The sequence below is a fragment of the Phycicoccus sp. HDW14 genome (assembly GCF_011383005.1).
Lineage (GTDB): Bacteria > Actinomycetota > Actinomycetes > Actinomycetales > Dermatophilaceae > Phycicoccus.
In genome coordinates this window covers 1,227,912-1,249,634 of sequence record NZ_CP049935.1, presented here as the reverse complement: position 1 = coordinate 1,249,634, position 21,723 = coordinate 1,227,912, and the positions used below count along the sequence as shown (strand labels likewise).

At 73.4% G+C, this 21,723-nt stretch carries 18 protein-coding genes and 1 tRNA gene; 4 read left to right on the top strand and 15 right to left on the bottom strand.

Translation table 11 applies throughout. The annotated features are described in order from the left end of the window. Positions 1 to 162 precede the first annotated feature (162 nt). The 9 genes from G7075_RS06195 to ald form a co-directional block, all read right to left on the bottom strand. Positions 163 to 236, bottom strand: a tRNA-Pro gene (locus G7075_RS06195). Positions 237 to 323: 87 nt separating this feature from the next. Then, on the bottom strand, positions 324 to 1,793 hold the full coding sequence (gene der / locus G7075_RS06190; RefSeq protein WP_166119936.1) for a ribosome biogenesis GTPase Der: 1,470 nt from the start codon (positions 1,791 to 1,793) through the stop codon (positions 324 to 326). A gap of 58 nt (positions 1,794 to 1,851) precedes the next feature. Next, a complete protein-coding gene (cmk, locus tag G7075_RS06185) occupies positions 1,852 to 2,547 on the bottom strand; it encodes a (d)CMP kinase (protein WP_166119932.1) in 696 nt (231 codons plus the stop codon). A gap of 24 nt (positions 2,548 to 2,571) precedes the next feature. Next, positions 2,572 to 3,654 carry a prephenate dehydrogenase gene (locus G7075_RS06180; RefSeq protein WP_166119929.1) on the bottom strand — a complete coding sequence of 361 codons (1,083 nt, stop codon included), beginning with the start codon at positions 3,652 to 3,654 and terminating at the stop codon, positions 2,572 to 2,574. Continuing rightward, on the bottom strand, positions 3,654 to 4,550 hold the full coding sequence (locus tag G7075_RS06175) for a pseudouridine synthase (RefSeq protein WP_166119926.1): 897 nt from the start codon (positions 4,548 to 4,550) through the stop codon (positions 3,654 to 3,656). Before G7075_RS06175 ends, G7075_RS06180 begins: the two co-directional genes overlap by 1 nt. Then, entirely contained in the window at positions 4,547 to 6,112 is a 1,566-nt protein-coding gene (gene scpB / locus G7075_RS22545) for an SMC-Scp complex subunit ScpB (protein WP_166119923.1), read from the bottom strand. Before scpB ends, G7075_RS06175 begins: the two co-directional genes overlap by 4 nt. A 5-nt stretch (positions 6,113 to 6,117) precedes the next feature. Continuing rightward, complete coding sequence (locus tag G7075_RS06165; RefSeq protein WP_240917933.1) at positions 6,118 to 6,999, bottom strand: ParA family protein; 882 nt, start codon at positions 6,997 to 6,999, stop codon at positions 6,118 to 6,120. Between the two features lie 88 nt (positions 7,000 to 7,087). Next, a complete protein-coding gene (xerD, locus tag G7075_RS06160; protein ID WP_240917932.1) occupies positions 7,088 to 7,999 on the bottom strand; it encodes a site-specific tyrosine recombinase XerD in 912 nt (303 codons plus the stop codon). A 38-nt stretch (positions 8,000 to 8,037) separates the two neighbouring features. Beyond that, positions 8,038 to 9,153, bottom strand: coding sequence for an alanine dehydrogenase (gene ald / locus G7075_RS06155; RefSeq protein WP_240917931.1), 1,116 nt, complete (start codon positions 9,151 to 9,153; stop codon positions 8,038 to 8,040). A 124-nt stretch (positions 9,154 to 9,277) separates the two neighbouring features. Here ald and G7075_RS06150 point away from each other — a divergent pair, with 124 nt between their 5' ends. Beyond that, positions 9,278 to 9,898 carry a hypothetical protein gene (locus G7075_RS06150; protein WP_166119920.1) on the top strand — a complete coding sequence of 207 codons (621 nt, stop codon included), beginning with the start codon at positions 9,278 to 9,280 and terminating at the stop codon, positions 9,896 to 9,898. On the opposite strand, the gene hisS is transcribed toward G7075_RS06150, so the two are convergent. Next, positions 9,882 to 11,231 (bottom strand): histidine--tRNA ligase, encoded by a 1,350-nt coding sequence (gene hisS / locus G7075_RS06145; protein ID WP_166119917.1) that lies wholly within the window; start codon positions 11,229 to 11,231, stop codon positions 9,882 to 9,884. The genes G7075_RS06150 and hisS overlap by 17 nt on opposite strands. After that, positions 11,228 to 11,929 carry an MBL fold metallo-hydrolase gene (locus G7075_RS06140; protein ID WP_166119914.1) on the bottom strand — a complete coding sequence of 234 codons (702 nt, stop codon included), beginning with the start codon at positions 11,927 to 11,929 and terminating at the stop codon, positions 11,228 to 11,230. The genes hisS and G7075_RS06140 overlap by 4 nt, the downstream gene beginning before the upstream one ends. Positions 11,930 to 12,008: 79 nt before the next feature. On the opposite strand from G7075_RS06140, the gene G7075_RS06135 reads away from it, so the two are divergent. The 3 genes from G7075_RS06135 to G7075_RS06125 all read left to right on the top strand — a co-directional run bounded on the left by G7075_RS06135 (position 12,009) and on the right by G7075_RS06125 (position 15,865). Then, entirely contained in the window at positions 12,009 to 12,800 is a 792-nt protein-coding gene (locus G7075_RS06135) for a peptidylprolyl isomerase (protein WP_166119910.1), read from the top strand. Between the two features lie 2 nt (positions 12,801 to 12,802). Beyond that, positions 12,803 to 14,161: a DUF349 domain-containing protein gene (locus tag G7075_RS06130; protein WP_240917930.1), complete on the top strand. Its 1,359-nt coding sequence runs from the start codon at positions 12,803 to 12,805 to the stop codon at positions 14,159 to 14,161. Positions 14,162 to 14,308: 147 nt separating this feature from the next. Next, on the top strand, positions 14,309 to 15,865 hold the full coding sequence (locus G7075_RS06125; protein ID WP_166119907.1) for a substrate-binding domain-containing protein: 1,557 nt from the start codon (positions 14,309 to 14,311) through the stop codon (positions 15,863 to 15,865). A 3-nt stretch (positions 15,866 to 15,868) separates the two neighbouring features. Here the strand turns inward: G7075_RS06125 and G7075_RS06120 are convergent, their stop codons facing one another. Genes G7075_RS06120 through secD form a run of 4 tightly spaced genes read right to left on the bottom strand, consistent with a single transcriptional unit; the run spans position 15,869 to position 21,722 of the window. Continuing rightward, entirely contained in the window at positions 15,869 to 18,202 is a 2,334-nt protein-coding gene (locus G7075_RS06120) for a bifunctional (p)ppGpp synthetase/guanosine-3',5'-bis(diphosphate) 3'-pyrophosphohydrolase (RefSeq protein WP_166119904.1), read from the bottom strand. 20 nt (positions 18,203 to 18,222) lie between these two features. Next, entirely contained in the window at positions 18,223 to 18,765 is a 543-nt protein-coding gene (locus tag G7075_RS06115) for an adenine phosphoribosyltransferase (RefSeq protein ID WP_166119901.1), read from the bottom strand. Positions 18,766 to 18,768: 3 nt separating this feature from the next. Continuing rightward, positions 18,769 to 19,938, bottom strand: coding sequence for a protein translocase subunit SecF (secF, locus tag G7075_RS06110; protein ID WP_166119898.1), 1,170 nt, complete (start codon positions 19,936 to 19,938; stop codon positions 18,769 to 18,771). Beyond that, positions 19,935 to 21,722 carry a protein translocase subunit SecD gene (gene secD, locus G7075_RS06105; protein ID WP_166119896.1) on the bottom strand — a complete coding sequence of 596 codons (1,788 nt, stop codon included), beginning with the start codon at positions 21,720 to 21,722 and terminating at the stop codon, positions 19,935 to 19,937. The genes secF and secD overlap by 4 nt, the downstream gene beginning before the upstream one ends. Position 21,723 lies beyond the last annotated feature (1 nt).

The window sequence follows — 21,723 nt, the reverse complement described above, 5'->3', positions numbered from 1 at the left end:
TTCGTCGGGCTGACAGGACGCCGCGCTCCGCGTCCACTCCTTCGGCCCAGGCAGAGCGTGGGACCCGGCGACCGACTCCGGCTCCCGGCATCCGGTCAGTCCCGACGTGCGGCGAGGGCCGCTGCGATCGACTCCGTCGATTCGCAGCGGCCCTCGCTCGCGTCGGGCTGACAGGATTTGAACCTGCGACCCCTTGACCCCCAGTCAAGTGCGCTACCAAGCTGCGCCACAGCCCGTGGCTGCCCCCTCGCGGGAGCGGTCGAAACCTTATCCCACCGCCCGGCGCCCGACCCAATCGGTCCGGGCCCCGGGCGGCCGGGGCGTCAACGGCGGTTGCGACGCTTCTCGCGGACGCGCACCGAGATCTCGATGGGCGTGCCCTCGAAGCCGAACTCCTCGCGCAACCGGCGCTCGACGAACCGGCGGTACCCGGCCTCGATGAACCCCGACGCGAAGAGGACGAACCGCGGCGGGCGGGTGCCCGCCTGGGTCGCGAAGAGGATGCGCGGCTGCTTGCCGCCGCGCACCGGGTGCGGGTGCGCCGCGACGACCTCGCCGAGGAAGGCGTTGAGCCGTCCGGTGGAGATGCGGGTCTCCCACGACTCCAGCGCCGTGTCGAGGGCCGGGACGAGCTTCTCGAGGTGGCGCCCGGTACGCGCGGACACGTTGACCCGCGGCGCCCACGGCACCTGCACGAGGTCGCGCTCGATCTCGCGCTCGAGGAAGTGGCGCCGCTCCTCGTCGGTGAGGTCCCACTTGTTGTAGGCGATGACGAGCGAGCGGCCGGAGTCGATGACCTGCTGGATGACCCGCACGTCCTGCTCGGCGATGCGGTCGCTGGCGTCGACGAGGACGACGGCGACCTCCGCCTTCTCGAGCGCCGTCTGGGTGCGCAGCGAGGCGTAGAAGTCGGCGCCGCGGGTCTGGTGCACCCGACGGCGGATGCCGGCGGTGTCGACGAAGCGCCACGTGCGCCCGGCGAGCTCGACGACCTCGTCGACGGGGTCGCGCGTGGTGCCGGCGACGTCGTCGACGACGACCCGGTCGGTGCCGGTGAGCTTGTTGAGCATCGAGGACTTGCCGACGTTCGGACGCCCGAGCAGCGCCACCCGGCGCGGCCCACCACGGGCGTACGCGCCGACGGCCGAGACCTCGGGCAGCACCTCGAGGAGGGCGTCGAGGACGTCACCGCTCCCCCGGCCGTGCAGGGCCGAGACCGGCCAGGGCTGGCCGAGCCCGAGGTTCCACAGGGCGGCGGCGTCGGCCTCGGTGCGCTGGTCGTCGACCTTGTTCGCGACGAGGACGACCGGCTTGCCCGAGCGACGCAGCATCTTGACGACGGCCTCGTCGGCGTCCGTGGCCCCGACCGTGGCGTCGACGACGAACATCACGGCGTCGGCGAGCTCGACGGCGATCTCGGCCTGCTCGGCGACGCGCAGGTGGATGCCCGTGGCGTCGATCTCCCAGCCGCCGGTGTCGACGAGGGTGAAGCGCCGCCCCGTCCACTCGCCGTCGTAGGCGACGCGGTCGCGGGTGACGCCGGGGACGTCCTCGACGACGGCCTCGCGGCGGCCGAGGATGCGGTTGACGAGGGTCGACTTGCCGACGTTCGGGCGGCCGATGATCGCCACGACGGGCGCCGGCGCGTACGGCTCGCCGTCCTCGTCGAGCAGCCCCTCGGCGTCGAGGAGGGCGCGGTCCTCGTCGTCGAGCTCGAAGTCCTCGAGCCCGGCGCGCAGGGCCCGCTCGACGGCTTCGGGGTCCGCGGTCTGGGTGGGGTCGTCCGTGCTCATCCCCCCATTCTCCCGCACCGGAGGGGGTGGTCCGGACCGCGTGCCGTCCGGGCGGTGCTCAGTCCTCGCTCTGGGTCTCGCCCGCCACGACGTCGAGCACGGCCTCGATGCTCGCCTCGAGGTCGAGGTCGGAGGTGTCGACGAGGTGCACGCCCTCGGCGGCCTCGGTGAAGGTCGAGACGGTCGAGTCGTCGCGGTCGCGGCGCACGACCTGGTCGCGCGTGGCCTCCACGGACGCGGCGTCGGCGCTGCCGTGCAGCTCGGCGGAGCGCCGGCGCAGCCGGGCCTCCTCCGACGCCGTGACGAGCAGCCGCACCCGGGCGTCGGGCGCGACGACGGTCGTGATGTCCCGGCCCTCGGCGACCACTCCCCCGGTGCGCTCGGCGATCGAGGCCATGAGGTCGCGCTGCAGCTGCTGGAGGACCGGACGCACCTCGAGGTTGACGGCCACCGCGGAGACGGCCGTGCTGACCCGCGACGTGCGGATGGCGGCGGTGACGTCGGTGCCGTCGACCGTGACGGTCGGGGCGTCCGGGTCGGTACCCACCTCGAGCGGCAGGTCGCGGGCGGCCTGCGCCACGGCGGCGGTGTCGGTGAGGTCGAGGTCGCGCTCGAGGCACCACCAGGTGAGGGCCCGGTACATGGCGCCGGTGTCGAGGTAGCCGATGCCGAGGCGGCGGGCGACGGCCTTGGCCACGCTGCTCTTCCCGGAGCCGGAGGGACCGTCGATGGCGATCGTCAGCGGTGCGGTCATGGGCGGTGAGCCTAGCGGCGGGCCTCAGCCGTGCAGGCGCCAGCCCCGCGCGGTGAGCCCCTCGGCCAGGCCGGCGGCCGCGGCCGGCACGACGTCGACCTCGGCGAGCCCGAACGGCTGCCCGAGCCCGTGGTCGAGGTGGAACTCCTCGATGTTCGTCCCGATCTCGGCGACGTCGGCGAACAGCCGCCCGAGGTGGCCCGGCTCGTCGGGGATGAGCACGCGCACCGTCGTGTAGGCCGTGGGGGCCGCGCCGTGCTTGCCCGGGATGCGGGCGTGGCCGGCGTTCCCGGCGGCGATGGTCGTGGCGATGGTGCCCCGCGCGCCCGGCGCGTCGTCACCGGCCTCGAGGGCGGCCAGCGCCCCGGACACCGCGCGCAGGTCGGCGGCGAGGGCGTCGACGACCTCGCGCACCGCGCCCGCGTTGCCCGCGAGGATCTGGGTCCACAGGTGCGGGTCGCTCGCTGCGATGCGCGTGACGTCGCGCAGCCCCTGCCCGGCGAGGGCCACCGCGTCCTCGTCGAGGTCCTCGAGCCGCGCGGCGACGAGGCTCGCGGCCAGCTGCGGCACGTGCGAGACGGCGGCCACGGCACGGTCGTGCTCGCGGGCCGGCAGCGTGCGCACGACCGACCCGGCGGCCCGCGCCACCTCGGTGACCAGGGCGACGACCTCGGGGCGGGTCCGGTCGGTCGGCGAGAGCACCCAGGCCCGGCCGTCGAAGAGGTCGTGGCGGCCGGAGACCGCCCCCGAGCGCTCGCGCCCGGCCATCGGGTGCGAGCCGCAGTAGCGCTCGAGGTCGGCGTCCGCGGCGCGCAGCGCATCGAGCACCGTGCCCTTGACGGAGGCGACGTCGGTGACCGCGGCCGCGGGCCAGCGCGACAGCGCCGCCAGCACGCACCCGGCCGTGACGTCGGGCGGGGCCGCGACGACGACGAGGTCGGGCGCGAGCACCTCGCCGTCGGCCGGCAGCCGCCCGGCCCCGAGGTCGCGCGCCAGGGCGGCGTGCGTGGGCAGGGCGTCCTCGAGGGTGACCTCGTCGCCGTGGCGGGTCAGCGCCAGCCCGAGCGAGGTACCGATGAGCCCGGTACCGACGACGTGGACGCGCATCAGAGCCCTGCGGCCTTGTACAGCGCCGCGACCTCCGCGCTCGAGAGCGACCGGAACTTGCCGGGCTTGGTGTCGGCGAGCCGGATCGGGCCGACCTCGGTGCGCACGAGCGACTGCACGGGGTGGCCGACCTCGGCGAGCATCCGGCGCACGATGTGCTTGCGCCCCTCGTGCAGCACGACCTCGACGATCGCCTTGCCGGGCTGGGAGTCGACGACCCGGAAGGAGTCGACCGCGACCGGGCCGTCCTCGAGCTGGACGCCCTCGCGCAGCCGCTTCCCGAGGTCGCGCGGCACCGGGCCGGGGATCTGCGCGAGGTAGGTCTTGAGCACGCCGTAGCGCGGGTGCTGGAGCCGGTGCGCGAGGTCGCCGTCGTTGGTGAGCAGCAGCAGGCCCTCGGTGTCGGCGTCGAGCCGGCCGACGTGGAAGAGCCGCTCCTTGCGGTCGCCGAAGTAGTCGCCGATGTCGACCCGCCCGAGCTCGTCGCTCATCGACGTGACGACGTTGAGCGGCTTGTTGAACGCGAGGTAGACGCGCGACTCGTCGAGCTGCACGCGCTCGCCGTCGACGTGGACGACCTGGGTGGCCTTGATGCGCACCCCGAGCTCGCGGACGACCTGGCCGTCGACCTCGACCCGGCCCTGGCTGATGAGGTCCTCGCACACCCGGCGCGACCCCACGCCGGCGCCGGCGAGCAGCTTCTGCAGGCGCACGCCGTGGGGGTCGTGGACGTCGACGACGGGCCGCTGGGGCTCCCGCTTGGTCTGGGTCGGCTGGCTGGGGCGGGTCGTGCCGGTGCCCGGGGCGCGGCCGGAGCCGGCCTTCGGGCCCTGGCCGCGGGGGCGCTGCTGGCGGTCACCCGCACGGCGGGCACCTCGGTCCTTCGGCGGGGTCATGCCCGGCCTCCTTCGGCGATCTCGTCGAGCACGTCGACCTCGGGCAGGTACGGGGCGAGCGCGGGGAGCTCGTCGATGCCCTGGAGGCCGAGGCGCTCGAGGAAGTACGACGTCGTGCCGTACAGGGTGGCGGTGGACTCCTCGTCCTGGCCGAGCTCCTCGATGAGCCCGCGGGACAGGAGGGTGCGGATGACGCCGTCGACGTTGACGCCGCGCACGGCGGCCACGCGCGAGCGGGACACCGGCTGGCGGTACGCGATGACGGCGAGGGTCTCGAGCGAGGCCTGGGTGAGCCGGGCCTGCTGGCCGTCGAGGACGAAGCGCTCGACGACCGGGGCGTACTCGTGGCGGCTGTACATCCGCCAGCCGCCCCCGACCTGGCGGAGGGTGAACCCGCGGTGCTGCTCCTCGTACCCGGCCTCGAGGTCGGCGAGGGCCGCCTCGACGTCGGCGACCGGCTGCTCGAGGGCCGAGGCGAGGGCCGGCGTCGTGACCGGCTCGTCGACGACCATGAGCACCGCTTCGAGCGCGCCGTGGATGCCGCCCGGGAAGTCGGCGACGTCGAACGCGAGCTGCTCGTCGGGCGCCGGCTGCTCCTCGGGTGCCGGCTGCTCCTCGGGCGCCGGGTCGGGCTCCGGCTCACTCATCGGGGGTCTCCTCGGGGTGGGGGTGGTGGGCGCGGCGTCGGCGGGCGGGGTGCCCTCGGGCGGCTCGTCGAACTCGTCGGTGACCTCGATCTCGCCCTCCTCCGACCCGGTCCAGCGGACGGTCAGCTCGCCGAGGGCCTCGGCCTGCTCGAAGCCGATGGCCGCCTCGCGGAAGAGCTCGAGGAGGGCGAGGAAGCGGGCGACGACGACGAGGGTGCTGTCGGCGTCGGCGACGAGGCTGCGGAAGGAGGCGACGCGCTCGCGGCGCAGCCGGGCGCCGATGAGGCCGGCCTGCTCGCGCACGCTCACCTGCGGGGCGTGCAGGTGCGCGAGGCCGACGGTCGGCGGCGCCTTGGGCACCATGGCCCGGGCGGCGATCATCGCCAGCTGCTCGGGACTGACCGTCATCACGAGCTCGGGCAGCAGCGCCGCGAGGTGCGGCTCGAGCCCCACGGCCCGCGGGTGCCGCCGGCCGGCCGTGGCCATCCGCTCGGCGAAGGTGTGCGCGATGTCCTTGAAGGCGCGGTACTGCAGCAGCCGGGCGAAGAGGATGTCGCGGGCCTCGATGAGGGCGAGGTCCTCCTCGTCCTCGGGGCCGGACTGCGGCAGCAGCCGGGCGGCCTTGAGGTCGAGCAGGGTCGCGGCGACGACGAGGAACTCGGTGGCCTGCGAGAGGTCCCACCCGGCCTCGCTCTCGCGGGCGGCCCGGATGAAGGCGATGAACTCGTCGGTGACGCTCGCGAGGGCGATCTCGGTGATGTCGAGCTTGTGCTTGCTGATCAGGCCGAGCAGCAGGTCGAACGGGCCGGTGAAGTTCTCGAGGTGGACCTCGAAGGGCGTGGCGGCGGCCCGGCGGGTGATGACCCCGCCGGGGACGACCGCCTCCTGCTGCGCGGCCCCGGGGGGCGTGGCCATGAGGGTCAGGCCGCCCCGCCGCGGGCGATCAGCTCGCGGGCGAGCTGGCGGTAGGCCTCCGCGCCCTTGTGGGCGCCGTCGTAGGTCGTGATCGGCTCGGCGGCGAGCGAGGCGTCGGGGAACTTCACGGTGCGCGAGATGACGGTGTGGAACACCTGGTCGCCGAAGTGCTCGACGACGCTCGCGACGACCTCCTTGGAGTGCAGGGTGCGCCCGTCGTACATCGTCGCGAGGATGCCGTCGACCTGGAGGCGGGGGTTGAGCCGGTCGGTGATCTTCTCGATCGTCTCGACGAGCAGGGCCACACCGCGCATCGCGAAGAACTCGCACTCGAGCGGGATGATGACGCCGTGCGCCGCGGTGAGGGCGTTGACGGTGAGCAGGCCGAGCGAGGGCTGGCAGTCGACCATGATGACGTCGTAGTCGTCCATGACCGGCCGCAGGACGCGGGCGAGGATCTGCTCGCGGGCCACCTCGCCGACGAGCTGGACCTCGGCGGCCGACAGGTCGATGTTCGCGGGGAGGACGTCGAGGCCCTCGACCTTCGTGTGCTGGATGACCTGGCGCACGTCGTGGCCGCGCTCGGTGAGCAGGTTGTAGACGGTGACGTCGAGCGCGTTGGCGTTGACGCCGAGGCCGACCGACAGGGCGCCCTGGGGGTCGAAGTCGACGAGGAGGACGCGCCGGCCGAGCTCGGCGAGCGCCGCCCCGAGGTTGATGGTCGTCGTCGTCTTGCCGACGCCGCCCTTCTGGTTGCACATGGCGATGATCCGCGCCGGGCCGTGGCCGGTCAGCGGGGCCGGGACCGGGAAGTCCGGCAGCGGCCGTCCGGTCGCGCCGACCTGCCCGTCGATGCGGATCTGGAACGCCGCCTCGGTCTCGCCCAACGTCTCTCTCCCCGGTGCCTTCCGTGCCTCGGTCAGCCTCTCGCTGATCGGGCCCGACCCTATCAGCGGAGCACGCGCGCCCCCACGCTCACCTCGCGCGGGGGTGGCTCTGGGCGTACACCTCGCGCAGCTGCTGGACGGTGACCCGGGTGTAGATCTGCGTGGTCGTCACGGAGGCGTGCCCGAGCAGCTCCTGGACCACCCGGACGTCGGCGCCGCCCTCGAGCAGGTGGGTCGCGAAGGAGTGCCGCAGCGTGTGTGGCGACAGGTGCCCGGTGAGGTGGGCCCGCTCGGCCGCCGTGCGCAGCACCGCCCAGGCGCTCTGCCGGGACAGCCGGGCACCCCGGACCCCGAGGAAGACCGCCGGCGTGCCCCGGCCGTGGGTCGCCAGCGCCGGGCGTCCGCGCACCAGCCAGGCGGCGAGGGCCTCGCGTGCGTAGGAGCCGAGCGGCACGATCCGCTCCTTGCCGCCCTTGCCGCGCAGGCGCACCACGCCCTCGGTCGTGTCGAGGTCGTCGACGTCGAGGCCCACGGCCTCGGAGATCCGCGCGCCCGTGCCGTAGAGCACCTCGAGCAGCGCGCGGTCGCGCAGCGAGGTCGGGGTGTCCCCCACCGACGCCGCCTCGAGCAGCCGCTCGACCTCGTGCAGCGCGATCGCCTTGGGCAGCCGGTCGGGGGTGCGCGGCGGGGCGACGTCGCGCGACGGGTCGGTGTCGAGCACGCCCTCGAGGGCGAGGAAGCGATGGAGCCCGCGGACGGCGACGAGGGTGCGGGCCGCCGAGCTCGCGGCGAGTGGAGGGTGCTCGTCGTCGCCCTCGCGCAGCCCGGCGAGGAAGTCGGTGACGTGGGCCTCGGTGACGTCCTCGGGTCGGGTGACGCCCCGCGCGGCGAGGTGGCCGCTCCAGCGGGCGAGGTCGCGCCGGTAGGCCGCGAGGGTGTTGCGGCTGACCCCGCGCTCGACGTCGAGGTGGGTCAGCCACGCGTCGACGGCCCGCCCCACGGGGGTGGGGCGGGCCGTCGGCGGCGTCGTGGGCTCGGTCAGGACAGGGCCTCGTCGAGGGTGATGCTGTCCATCCCGAAGGCCTCGGCCACCGCGGCGTACGTGATGTTGCCGGCGTGGGTGTTCAGGCCGAGGGCCAGCGCCGGGTCGGCCTTCGAGGCGTCCTTCCAGCCCTTGTCGGCGAGCTTGGTCGCGTACGACAGGGTGGCGTTGGTCAGCGCCCACGTGGAGGTGTGCGGCACGGCGCCCGGCATGTTGGCGACGCAGTAGTAGATCGAGTCGTGCACCTGGAAGGTCGGCTCGGCGTGCGTGGTCGGCCGCGAGTTCTCGAAGCAGCCGCCCTGGTCGATGGCGACGTCGACGAGCACCGAGCCCGGCTTCATCGCGGCGACCATGTCGTCGGTGACGAGCTTGGGGGCCTTGGCGCCGGGGATGAGGACCGTGCCGATGACGAGGTCGGCCTGGAGCACCTGCTCGCGCACCGACATGGACGAGGACGCGATCTGGGCGACGCGGTTGTCGTAGCGCCAGAAGCTCATCCGCAGCTTGTCGAGGTCGGTGTCGAGGAGGGTGACGTCGGCGCCCATGCCGAGCGCGATGTTCGCCGCGTTCTGGCCGGCCACCCCGGCCCCGAGGACGACGACCTTGGCGTTGGCGACACCACCGATGCCGCCCATGAGCACGCCGCGGCCACCCTGGGCCCTCATCATCGAGTGCGCACCGACCTGGGGCGCGAGGCAGCCCGCGACCTCGGACATCGGGTAGAGCAGCGGCAGCAGGCCCGAGGGCAGCTGCACGGTCTCGTAGGCGATGGAGGTGACCTTCTTGTCGACGAGCTCGCGGGTCAGCGGCTCGTCGGCGGCGAGGTGCAGGTACGTGAAGAGGGTCAGGCCCTCGCGCAGTCGGTGGTACTCCTCGGCGACGGGCTCCTTGACCTTCATGACCATGTCCGACTCGCCCCACACGTCGTCGGCGGAGTCGAGCATCGTCGCGCCCTGCGACACGTACTCGTCGTCGGTGATGGAGGACCCGAGGCCCGCGCCCTTCTGCACGACGACCTCGTGACCACGTCGGACGAGCTCATGCACGCCGACCGGGGTGATCCCGACACGGAACTCGTTGTTCTTGACCTCGCTGGGGATACCGACCTTCACGGATATCAGACCTTGTCTCGTGTCGAGGACCGGGGCGTCGTTGCCCACGGAGCGGCCTCCGGCTGGAGCGCGATGGAAGTCTAGTGCCGAGCCCGACCCTCCCCCGACACCGCAGGAGAGCACCGTGAAGCTGTACAGCGACCTCCCGGCCCGACGTGGCGTCCAGGTCCTCGCCGACCTGGCGATGGTGGCCTGGGTGGTGCTCTGGGTGCGGGTGGCCCAGTGGGTCCACGAGTCGACGCTGCGCCTCGCCGAGCCCGGGCACCGGCTGGAGTCGGCGGGCACCGGCTTCACCGGGCGGATGACCGACGCGGGCAACTCCGTCGACGACCTCCCCCTGCTCGACGACCGCATCGCGGCGCCGTTCCGGTCGGCGGCCGGCGTCGGCGAGGACTTCGCGTCGGCGGGGCGCGACCTCGTGTCCGCCGTCGAGCGGTTCGCCACCGTGCTGGCGCTCGTCACGGCCGTCGCGCCGGTCGTCATCGTGCTCGGCACCTGGCTGGTGCTGCGTTGGCGGTTCGTCCGGCGTGCGACCGCGGCCCAGCGGTTCGTCGACGCCGCACCCGACCTCGACCTCTTCGCGCTGCGGGCCATGGCCAACCAGCCGATGCAGCGGCTGGCCCGCATCTCGGACGACCCGGCCGGGGCGTGGCGTCGCGGCGATCGCGAGGTGGTGCGGGCGCTGGCCGTGCTCGAGCTCAAGGAGTCGGGCCTGCGCCCGCCGCCGCTCAGCCCTGCCGGGTGACGATGCCCGGGCGCAGGTCGGCCGCCGGGCACTCCCACGTCGCGGCGTCGGCGTCGACCTGGTCGCCGGAGCGGATGTCCTTGACCTGGTCGGCGTGGTCGTCGCCGGCGCCCGGGAACCAGACGAACGGGATGCCGCGGCGGTCGGCGTAGCGGATCTGCTTGCCGAACTTCGCTGCGCTGGGCGCGACCTCGCACGGGACACCACGACCCCGCAGCGCTGCGGCCACGGCGTCGGACCGGGTGCGCGACTCCTCGTCGACGACCGCGACGAGCACCGCCGCCGGGGTCGAGCGCGAGGCGGTCAGGCCGCGCTTGGACACGAGCAGGTGCACGAGCCGGGTCAGCCCGATCGAGATGCCGACGCCCGGGTAGGTCGTGCGCCCGTCGGTGGCCAGCGAGTCGTAGCGGCCGCCGGAGCACACCGAGCCCCAGTCCTCGGACCCCACGAGCTGGGTCTCGTAGACGGTGCCGGTGTAGTAGTCGAGGCCCCGGGCGATGCGCAGGTCGGCGACGAGGGTGCCGGGCGCGCGCTCCATCCCGGTGCGGATGACGGCGGCCAGCGCCTCGAGGCCGGCGTGGAGCGTCGGGTGGGACACGCCCAGGGCGCGCACCGCGTCGACGAAGGAGAGGTCCTCGGACCGGATGTCGGCCAGCGCCAGGCACAGCCGGGCCTGCTCGTCGGTGGCGCCGGCCCCGACGAGCTGGGCGGCGACCTTCCCGGGCCCGATCTTGTCGAGCTTGTCGACGATGCGCAGGGTGCCGGCGACGTCGGTGAGCCCGATGCCGAGGTAGAACCCCTCGGGCACGAGCCGATTGTTGACCTGGATGCGGAACTCCCCCACCGGCAGCCGGCGGAAGGCCTCGGCGATGACGAGGGGCATCTCGGCCTCGAAGTGCGGCGCGAGCCCGCCGACGTCGACGACGTCGATGTCGGCCTGGGTGAACTCGCGGAAGCGCCCCTCCTGGGGCCGCTCGCCGCGCCACACCTTCTGCACCTGGTAGCGGCGGAACGGGAAAGCCAGCTTCCCCGCGTTCTCGAGGACGTAGCGCGCGAACGGCACCGTGAGGTCGAAGTGCAGCCCGAGCGCGGCGTCGCGCCCGGAGTCCTCGCCGGCGAGCCGGGTGACCCCGTAGATCTCCTTGTCGGCGTCGCCGCCCTTGCCGAGCAGTCGCTCGACCGGCTCGACGGCCCGGGTCTCCAGCGGCGCGAAGCCGTGCAGCTCGAAGACCTCCCGGACGACGTCGAGGAACTGCAGCTCGAGGAGCCGCTCGGCGGGGAGGAGCTCGGGGAACCCCGAGATCGGGGTCACCTTCTGGGCGGGAGGCGTCACGCCGTCAATCCTCGCAGGTACGGGTTGGAGGCCCGCTCGCGGCGCATCGTCGTCGCCGGTCCGTGGCCGGTGAGGACGAGCGTGGAGTCGGGGAGCGGGAGGACGACGTCGCGCAGCGAGCGCTGCATCGCGTCGGGGTCGCCGCCCTGGAGGTCGGTGCGCCCGATCGAGCCGGCGAACAGCACGTCGCCGGACACGACGGTGCGGTCGAGGCCCTCCTCGGCGGGCAGGCCATCGGGTACGACGTCGAGGGCGAACATCGCCGAGCCCTCGGTGTGACCGGGCGCGTGGAGCACCTCGAGGGACAGGCCGGCGATCTCGAGCCGCTCGCGGTCGGTGACCTCGACGACCTCCTCGGGCTCGCGCCACGTCGCCCGCCGGCCGAACTGGGCCTCCATCATCGCGAGCGTGCCGGGGTCCATCGAGGCGAGCGGGTCGGTGAGCCGGTAGCGGTCGTCACCGTGGATGTGGGCCGCCGTCGTCCCGCCGCACACGGGTGTCACCGAGTAGACGTGGTCGAGGTGGCCGTGGGTGAGCAGCACGGCGGCCGGGCGCAGCCGGTGCTCGGCGAGCACGTCGCGCAGCGTGTCCTCGACCCCGATGCCCGGGTCGACGACGAGGCACTCCTCCCCCGGGCCGGTCGCCAGGACGTAGCAGTTGGTCGCGAAGGCGGCGGCGGGGAAGGCGACGGCGAGCACGTCCGCGAGCCTAACGGGAGGCGGTGCCTACACTGGGCGCCGCTCGACCGAGCGACGACGACGACGAAGGACCACGGGGTTGACCAGGAAGCAGGAGCGGGCCCGCGCGCGGCGCCGCTGGGAGAAGCAGCAGGCCCGCGAGAGCCAGCGGGTCCAGGACCGCGCCCGGCTGCTGCGCGTCGGGTCCGTCATCGCGGTCGTCGTGCTCGTCGTCGCCGCGGTGGCGGTGCTCGGGTTCCTCGTCAAGGGCTCCCCGACCACCCCGTCCGCCGACACCACGCTCGCCGGGTGCCCACTTCCCCCGACGTCGCTCGGCACCGCCGCGGAGCTGACCCTCCCCGACAAGAAGACGGCCGAGGGCAAGGTCTACGACGCGACGCTCACGACGAACTGCGGCGACATCGGCCTGCGCCTCGACGGCACGAAGGCCCCGCAGGCCGTCGCCTCCTTCCTCCAGCTCGCCCGCGAGCAGTACTGGAAGGACGGCCCCTGCCACCGGCTGACCACGTACGAGGCCCTCAAGGTGCTGCAGTGCGGCGACCCCACCGGCACCGGCCAGGGCACCCCCGGCTACGGCTTCGGGGTCGAGAACGCGCCCAAGGACGGCACGTACGCCCGCGGCACCCTCGCCATGGCCCGCACCACCGACCCGAAGAAGGGCAACGGCGGCCAGTTCTTCATCGTGTACGGCGACTCGAGCCTCCCGGACCCCAGCGGGTACACCGTGTTCGGCACGGTGACCTCCGGGTTGGATATCGTCGACAGCGTCGCCGCCCAGGGGGTGGCGCCGAACGAGACGTCGCCCGACGACGGCGCGCCGGCCGCACCGATCAGCATCCTGCGGGTTGCTGTCACCGAGGAGAAGTCCTGACCGTGTCCGAGGACAAGCCCACACCCCGTCCCCCCGTGCCCTCGCCCGCCGCGCTCGCCGGCCGAGTGGCACCCCGTCCGGTGGCCGCCCCGGCCCCCGTCCAGCACTCCGAGTCCGCCCGCTTCGGTCGGGCCGACGAGGAGGGACACGTCTTCGTCACGGTCGGCGACGAGGAGCGCGAGGTCGGCTCCTACCCGGGGGCCACCCCCGAGGAGGCCCTCCAGTACTTCGCCCGCAAGTTCGACGAGCTCGCCGCCTCCGCCGACCTCCTCGAGGCGCGGCTGGCCAACCCCGAGGTCTCCGCGAAGGAGGTCGCCGACGGGCTCGCCACCCTCAAGGAGCACCTCGAGCAGGCCAACGTCGTCGGTGACCTGCCGGCCCTGCACGCCACCGTCGAGCGGGTCGAGCAGGGCCTGGAGGCCAAGCGCGCCGCCGAGGCCGAGCACCGGCGCGTCGCCCGCGCCGAGGCCGCCACCGCGCGCGAGGCCATCGTCGCCGAGGCCGAGACCATCGCAGCCCAGCCGCCGGGCAGCACGCAGTGGAAGCAGAGCGGCGAGCGGATGCGCGCGCTGCTCGACGAGTGGAAGGGCCACCAGCGCGGCGGCGCCAAGCTCGACAAGGCCACCGAGACCGCGCTCTGGCAGCGCTTCAGCCACGCCCGCAACGCCTTCGACAAGGCCCGTCGCGCGTGGTTCGCCGAGCTGGAGTCGACCCGGGGCGAGGCCCGCGCGGCCAAGGAGGCCCTCGTCGCCGAGGCCGAGGCGCTCTCGACGAGCACCGACTGGGGCAACACCGCCCGCGCCTACAAGCAGCTGATGGACCGGTGGCGCCGGGCCGGCCGCGCGGCCCGTTCCGACGACGACGCGCTCTGGGAGCGGTTCCGCGCCGCCCAGGACGCGTTCTTCACCGCGAAGGACGCGGTGGCGGCGGTCGAGGACGAGGAGTTCCGGGCCAACCTCGCCGTCAAGGAGGAGATCCTGCTCGAGGCCGAGGCCATCCTCCCCGTCACCGACATCGAGGCCGCCAAGAGCGCCCTGCGCGCCGTGCAGGACCGCTGGGAGGCGGCCGGCAAGGTGCCGCGGGGCGACATCGAGCGCGTCGAGAAGCGGCTGCGCCGGGTCGAGACCGCTGTCCGCGAGGCCGACGAGAAGCGCTGGAAGGCCACCAACCCCGAGCTGTCGGCCCGTGCGCGCAGCATGGTCGAGCAGCTGGAGGCCGCCGTCGCCAAGGCCGAGGCCGAGGTGGCCAAGGCCCAGGCCGCCGGCAACGAGGGAAAGGCCACCGCCGCCCGCGAGCGGCTCGCCGCCCAGCAGGAGTGGCTGGCCCAGGCCCGCGCCGGGGTCGACGAGTTCGGCGGCTGACCAGCCGAAACTCCTTCCCGGAGACCCTCGCCCTCGGCGCCCTCCGCAGGGCAGGATGGGCCCCGCTGTGCGTCCGGTCACGGAAGGTAGGGGCTGATGGGTCGACACGGGGGTTCGGTCCAGCGCGGCCGCACCACGGTGGCTGCGTTGGCGGCCGGGCTCCTCGTCGTGCTCGGGGTCGGCGGCTGGCAGGCCTGGGAACGGTTCGGCCCCGCCGCCGACCCGGTGGCCGCGAAGGCCGGGTGCGTCGACCCCACCGACGTCACCGTCACGACCACGGCCGCGATGCGCGAGCCGCTCGAGGCCGTGGCCCGCACCGCCGACCCCGGGTGCTGGCGCTTCACCGTCACCGCCGAGGCCGCCACGGTCACCGCCCGCCGGTTCGAGACCAGCGCCGCCGACGCTCCGGCCGTCTGGGTCCCCGACTCGGCGCCCCTCGCCCGCGAGGTCGCCGCCACGAGCGACGGTGTGCGGGTCGGTGAGGTCCTCGCCTCGACGCCGGTGCTGCTCGCCGTCCCGAAGGGCCTCAAGGCCCCACGACCGGTCACCTGGTCGGCGACCCTCGTCGCCGAGGACAGCCGGATGCCGGACCCCACGACCTCGACGGTCGGCAGCCTCACCCTCATGGAGGGCTTCGGCGAGATCGACGCCCTGCCCGGTGACCGCCGGGCCGGCGCCCTGGCCCGGATCGGCGGGATGCTCAGCCGGGTCGTCCCCGAGGAGAGCCTTCTGACCAGCCACGCCGGCCAGAGCGACTCGGCGATCTTCCCGACGACCGAGCAGCAGGTCCACCGCGCGAAGGTCGCCGGGCTGACGGTGCACCGGGCCAGCTCGACGACACCGGCCCTCGAGTACGCGACGGTCACGAGCGACCGGTCGCCGAACGGCGCCTCCGACGCGCTCGTCGCGGCCGCCACCTCGGCCGCCGGGCAGAAGATCCTGCGCGACGCCGGGTTCCGCACCCGCACCGACTCCTCCCCCGTCGTCGAGGGCGCACCCCCGGCCGCGGCGCTCGCCGGCGCGGCCAGTGCCGCGCAGGCCAAGGCGGCCGAGCAGATGTGGGCCGCCATCGCCAAGCCCACCCGGCTGCTCAACATCATCGACACGAGCGGGTCGATGCGCGCCCCGGCCGGCGGCGGCGCCTCCCGCATCGAGGTGGCCACCGCGGCCTCCTCCGGGGCCAACCAGCTGCTCGCCGACCACAACTCGGTCGGGCTGTGGACCTTCTCGACCCGCCAGCGCGGACGCATCGACTGGACCGAGGTGCAGCCGGTGCGCCCGCTCGGCCAGGGCGACCAGCGCTCGCGGCTGGCTTTCTCGCTCGGCAACCTCCCGACCCGGCTCGGCGGCGACACCGGGCTCTACGACACGGTCGACGCCGGGTACGCGGCGATGGTCAAGGGCTACGACGCCGACGCGGTCAACCTCATGGTCCTCTTCACCGACGGCGTCAACGACGACACGTCCGGCGGCCTGAGCCTGGCCCAGCTGCGCACCCGGCTGGCGAAGGCCGCCGACCCGAAGCGCCCGGTCACCGTGCTGCTCATCGGGATGGGCGGGGTCGACGCCAAGGCGCTCGGCCCGATCGCCCGGGCGGTGCCGACGGCCGGAGGCGGCGGGGCGGCCGTGTTCACCGTCGACCGGCCGCAGGACATCGCCGACGTCTACGTGACGATGCTGCTGCGCCGGCTGCCCAAGGGCTGAGCCTCAGGCGTCGCGGCGGCCGCCGGTGACCCGCTCGGCGTCGAGCACGCCGTCGACGTTCTGGACCGCGCGGATGACGTGGCCCAGGTGGCCCGGGTCGCCCATCTCGAAGGTGAAGCGCAGCACCGCGACCCGGTCGCGGGAGGTCTGCACCGACGCCGACAGGATGTTGACCCCGTGGTCGGAGATCACCCGGGTGACGTCGGAGAGCAGGCGGGAGCGGTCGAGGGCCTCGACCTGCAGCTGGACGAGGAAGAGGCTGCCCGAGGTGGGCGCCCACTCGACCTCGATGATCTTGTCGGGCTGGGCGAGCAGCGAGTCGGCGTTGGTGCAGTCGCGGCGGTGCACCGAGACCCCGTTGCCGCGGGTGACGAAGCCGAGGATGTCGTCGCCGGGCACCGGGGTGCAGCAGCGGGCGAGCTTGACCCAGACGTCGGACATGTCCTTGACGACGACCCCTGGGTCGCCGGACCGGCGCGAGCGGGGCCGGCTGAGCACCGGGGAGGCGGCCTCGGCGATGTCCTCGCTGGCACCGTCCTCGCCACCGACGGCGGACACCAGCCGCGACACGACGTGCTGGGGCGAGACGTGGCCCTCGCCGACCGCGGCGTAGAGGGCGTCGATGCCCGGGTAGCGCAGCTCCTCGGCGACCCCGGTGAGCGACTCGACGGAGGTGAGCCGCTGGAGCGGCAGGCCCTGCTTGCGCATCGCCTTGGCGAGGGCCTCCTTGCCCTCCTCGATCATCTCCTCGCGGCGTTCCTTGGTGAACCAGTGCTTGATCTTGTTCTTGGCGCGCGCGGAGCGGACGAAGTTCAGCCAGTCGCGGGAGGGGCCGGCGGAGTCGGCCTTGGAGGTGAGGACCTCGACGACGTCGCCGTTGTCGAGGCGGCTCTCGAGCGGCACGAGCCGGCCGTTGACCCGGGCCCCGATGCAGTGGTGGCCCACCTCGGTGTGCACGGCGTAGGCGAAGTCGACGGGGGTCGCTCCGGCCGGCAGGCCGACGAGCTGGCCCTTCGGGGTGAAGACGTAGACCTCGCTGGCGGTGATCTCGAAGCGCAGCGACTCGAGGAACTCGCCGGGGTCGGCGGTCTCCTTCTGCCAGTCGAGGAGCTGGCGCAGCCAGGCCATGTCGTTGACCGGCCCGGTCTGGCCGTCGCGCAGCTCGGCGCCGGGGACCTTGGGCGCGCCCTTGGCCGCCGGGTCCTCCTTGTACTTCCAGTGCGCGGCGACGCCGTACTCGGCGCGGCGGTGCATCGTGTGCGTGCGGATCTGGATCTCGACGGCCTTGCCGCCCGGGCCGATGACCGTCGTGTGCAGCGACTGGTACATGTTGAACTTCGGCATCGCGATGTAGTCCTTGAACCGCCCCGGCACCGGGTTCCACCGGGCGTGCAGCGCACCGAGCGCCGCGTAGCAGTCGCGGACGGTGTCGACGAGGACGCGCACGGCGACGAGGTCGTAGATCTGCTCGAAGTCGCGGCCGCCGACGATCATCTTCTGGTAGACGGAGTAGTAGTGCTTCGGGCGGCCGGTGACCGTGGCCTTGATCTTCGCGGCCCGCAGGTCCGAGCCCACCTCGTCGCGCACCTGGGCGAGGTACTCCTCGCGGGCTGGTGCCCGCTCGGCGACCAGCCGGACGATCTCGTCGTAGACCTTCGGGTAGAGGGTCTGGAACGAGAGGTCCTCGAGCTCCCACTTGATGGTGTTCATGCCGAGCCGGTGCGCCAGCGGCGCGTAGATCTCGAGGGTCTCCTTGGCCTTGCGCTGCGCACTCTCCGGGCTGACGTAGCGCCAGGTGCGGGCGTTGTGCAGGCGGTCGGCGAGCTTGATGACGAGGACCCGGATGTCGCGGGCCATCGCGACGACCATCTTGCGGACGGTCTCGGCCTGGGCGGCCTGCCCGTAGGTGACCTTGTCGAGCTTGGTGACGCCGTCGACGAGCATCGCGATCTCGTCACCGAAGTCGCGCCGCAGCGCCTCGAGGCTGTAGGCGGTGTCCTCGACGGTGTCGTGGAGCAGCGCGGCGGCGAGGGTCGTCGGCGTCATGCCGAGCTCGGCGAGGATGGTGGTCACCGCGAGCGGGTGGGTGATGTAGTCGTCGCCGCTGCGGCGCTTCTGCCCCTCGTGGGCGCGCTCGGCGACGGCGTAGGCCCGCTCGACGAGGTCGACGTCGGCCTTGGGGTGGGTCTGGCGGACGATCTGGAGCAGCGGCTCGAGGACGGGGTTGCCCGGAGGCCGGTTGCGCCCGACGCGCGCGAGGGCCGCCCGCGCCCTGGCCCGGGAACCCACCCCGGCCGCGGCGCTCCCCGAGGTGGCGGCCGTCGTGTGCTCCGCCATGCACGGAGTCTAGGCGCTGCTCACGGCACGACGTGCAGCGCCCGGACGCTGCGGTGCCCGAGACGTTCCCGGCCCCCGAGGAAGGCCAGCTCGACGACGCAGTCGAAGCCGACGACCTCGGCGCCCACGCGCTCGAGCAGGTCCCAGGCCGCGAGGGCCGTGCCGCCGGTGGCGAGGACGTCGTCGACGAGGACGACCCGCTCCCCCGCGGCCACGGCGTCGGCGTGCACCTCGATGGTCGCCGAGCCGTACTCGAGGTCGTAGGACGCGGTGACCGTCTCGCCGGGCAGCTTGCCGACCTTGCGCACCGGGACGAACCCGACGCCCATCGCGTGGGCCAGCGCGGCACCGACGACGAAGCCGCGCGCCTCGACCCCGGCGACGAGGTCGACCACGCCGCGTCGTCCCTCGGCCAGGCCGGCGACGACGGCCGCGAAGGCGACGGGGTCGGCGAGCAGGGGCGTGATGTCCTTGAAGACGACGCCCGGCTGCGGGAAGTCGGCGACGTCACGCAGCGAGCGGGCGACGACCTCGTCGAGGGTCGGGTCCGTGGGGTCGGGCACGCGCTACCGCTTGGACTTCGGCGGGCGCTTCGGCTGGTTGCGCGGGCCGGAGCGGGCGTACTGGTGCACGGCACGCCCGGTGAGGGTCGCGCCCTCCTCGCGGTCCGCGACGGCCACCGACCCGGCGGGCACCGGCTCGCCGTCGACGCCCTCGGGCGCCTCCGCCTCGCTGACGCGCGCGTCCTTGGCCTTCTTGGCCTGGTGACGCTGGGCCCGCTTCGCCAGCTCGACGACCGCCGGCTCGTTGCGGCGCAGCGTCACGAGGATCGGGGTCGCGATGAAGATCGAGGAGTAGGCCCCGACGAGGATGCCGATGAAGAGGACGAGCGAGAGGTCGACGAGCACGCCCGGGCCGAGGAAGAGCGAGCCGACCGCGAGGACGGCCGCGATCGGCAGCAGGCCGATGACGGTGGTGTTGATCGAGCGGACCATCGTCTGGTTGACCGCGAGGTTGGCCGCCTGCCCGAAGGTCATCCGGCCGTTCGCGAGGGCCTCGGCCGTGTTCTCGCGGACCTTGTCGAACACGACGACCGTGTCGTAGAGGCTGTAGCCGAGGACGGTGAGGAAGCCGATCATCGTCGCCGGCGAGACCTCGAACCCGGTGAGGGCGTAGATGCCGACGGTGATGACGAGGTCGTGGATCATCGCGAAGAGCGCGGCGAGGGCCATCTTCCAGTTGCGGAAGTAGATGCTCAGCATGGCCACGACGGCGATGAGGAAGATGACGAGCGCGCGCAGCGCCTGCTCGCTGACCGACGCACCCCACGACGGGCCGATGAAGGTCGCGCTGACGTCCTGCTCGGGCACGTCGAAGGCCTTGGCGAGGGTGCCGCGGACGTCCTGGCTGGCGGTGTCGGACAGCCGCTCGGTCTGGACCCGGACGGTGTTGTTGCCGACGAGGGTGACGTTGACGCCGCTCTCGTCCTCGGCGGCGCCGACGGCGTCACGGGCCGTCCTCTCGTAGTCGCCCGGTGCCGACGCGGTGGCCACGCGGAACTCGCTGCCCCCGCGGAACTCGAGGCTGAGGTTGAGCTGCTTGACGCCCAGGCCGAGGACCGCGATGGCCACGAGCACGAGGGAGACGATGTAGAAGCGGCGGCGGTGCTCGACGACACCGAGCGAGCGCTTGCCGGTGTAGAGGTCGTTGCCGAGCTCGGAGAAGCTGGTGCTCACACCCGGCTCCCTTCGGTCGAGCGGGCGGCGGGCGTCACGGGGGTGAACCTCCCGCGGCCGGCGTACGTGCGGGTCTTGGCGCCGAGCCGGCGTGGGTCGAGGCCGGACAGCCGGTGCCCGTCGCGGAAGAACGGCAGGCGGGTCAGCAGCGTGAGCAGCGGGTGGGTGAACCAGAAGACGACCAGCAGGTCGATGAACGTCGTGAGGCCCAGGGTGAAGGCGAACCCGCGCACGCTCGAGCTGGCGAGCAGGTAGAGCACGATCGCCGCGAGGAAGTTCACGCCGTCGGCGATGAGGACCGTGCGCTTCGCGCGGTTCCACCCGGTCTCGACGGCGCTCGCGAGGGAACGTCCCTCGCGCAGCTCGTCGCGCACGCGTTCGAAGTAGACGATGAAGCTGTCCGCCGTGAACCCGATGGCCACGATGAGCCCGGTGACGCCCGCCATGTCGAGGCGGTAGTTCTGGGCCCACCCGAGCACCGTGATCGTCAGGTAGGTGAGCAGGCCGGCGACGACGATCGAGCTGATCGTCACGAACCCGAGCACGCGGTACTGGAAGAGCGAGTAGACGACGACGAGGGCCAGCCCGACGAGGCCGGCGAGGAAGCCGTAGCGCAGCTGCTCGCTGCCGAGGGTCGGGCTGATGTCGACGCTCGACTGCTCCTCGAACGACAGCGGCAGGGCGCCGAACTTCAGCTGGTCGGCGAGGGCCTTGGCCGAGTCCAGGGTGAAGCCGCCGGTGATGCTCGCGTTGCCGTCGGGGATGGCGCTGTTGAACTGCGGCGCGACGATGACCTGGGAGTCGAGGGTGGCCGCCAGCCGGTTCTGCGGCGAGGGCAGCGTGACCATCTCGCGGCTGATCTCGGCGTACTGCTTGGTGCCGGCGCTGTTGAACGACAGCGCGATCTCGACCTCGCTCGTCGCGACGCCCTGCTGGTTGGTCTTGTAGCCGGCGGTGGCGTTGTCGATCTTGTCGCCGGAGACGACGACCGGGCCGAGGATGTACTTCGCACCGTCGTCGACGCCACAGGTGACGAGCGGCTCGGTGTCGACGTCCTTGATGTTGTCGCGGGCCTCGGGCTTGGAGCAGTCGAGGGCGTCGTAGGCCTTCTGCACCTCGGGGGTGATCCACGCGAGGTCGGTGGCCTTCGTCGGCGTGCCGCCGCTGGCCGAGGGGCTGGGGCTCGCGCTCGGCGAGCCGCTCGGTGAGGCGCTCGGCGACGGGGTGGGCGTGGCGGCGGTGAGGGCGTCGTTGACGACGCCGTTGCTCGTCGAGGACGGGCTCGGCGAGGGGCTCTGCGCGCCGGCCGACGAGGACGCCGACGGGGCGGGGGTGGCCGAGGGGCTGCCGGAGGCCGACGGGCTCGCCGCGCTCGTCGGGACCGGGACGCCGGACCCGACGGCCAGCACCGGGCGGAACTGCATCTGCGAGGACTTGCTGATCGCGTCGCGGACGGCCTGGGTCGGGATCTCGGGGATGCTCACGACGATGTTGCGGTCGCCCTGGGTCGTGACCTCGGCACCGGAGACGCCGTTGGAGTCGACGCGCTGGACGATGATGTCGCGCGCCTGGGCCAGCTGGGCCGCGCCGACGCTCTGGCCGGCGTTGGTGCGCGGCTCGAGGATGATCTGGGTGCCGCCCTTGAGGTCGAGCCCGAGCTTCGGGGTGGCCTGCCCGTCACCCCAGATGACGGAGTAGCCCAGCACGCCGCCGAGGACGACGACGAGGACGGTCAGGCCGATGAGCGCGCGGCGCGCGAGGGCGCGGGGGGCCGTGGTCGCCATC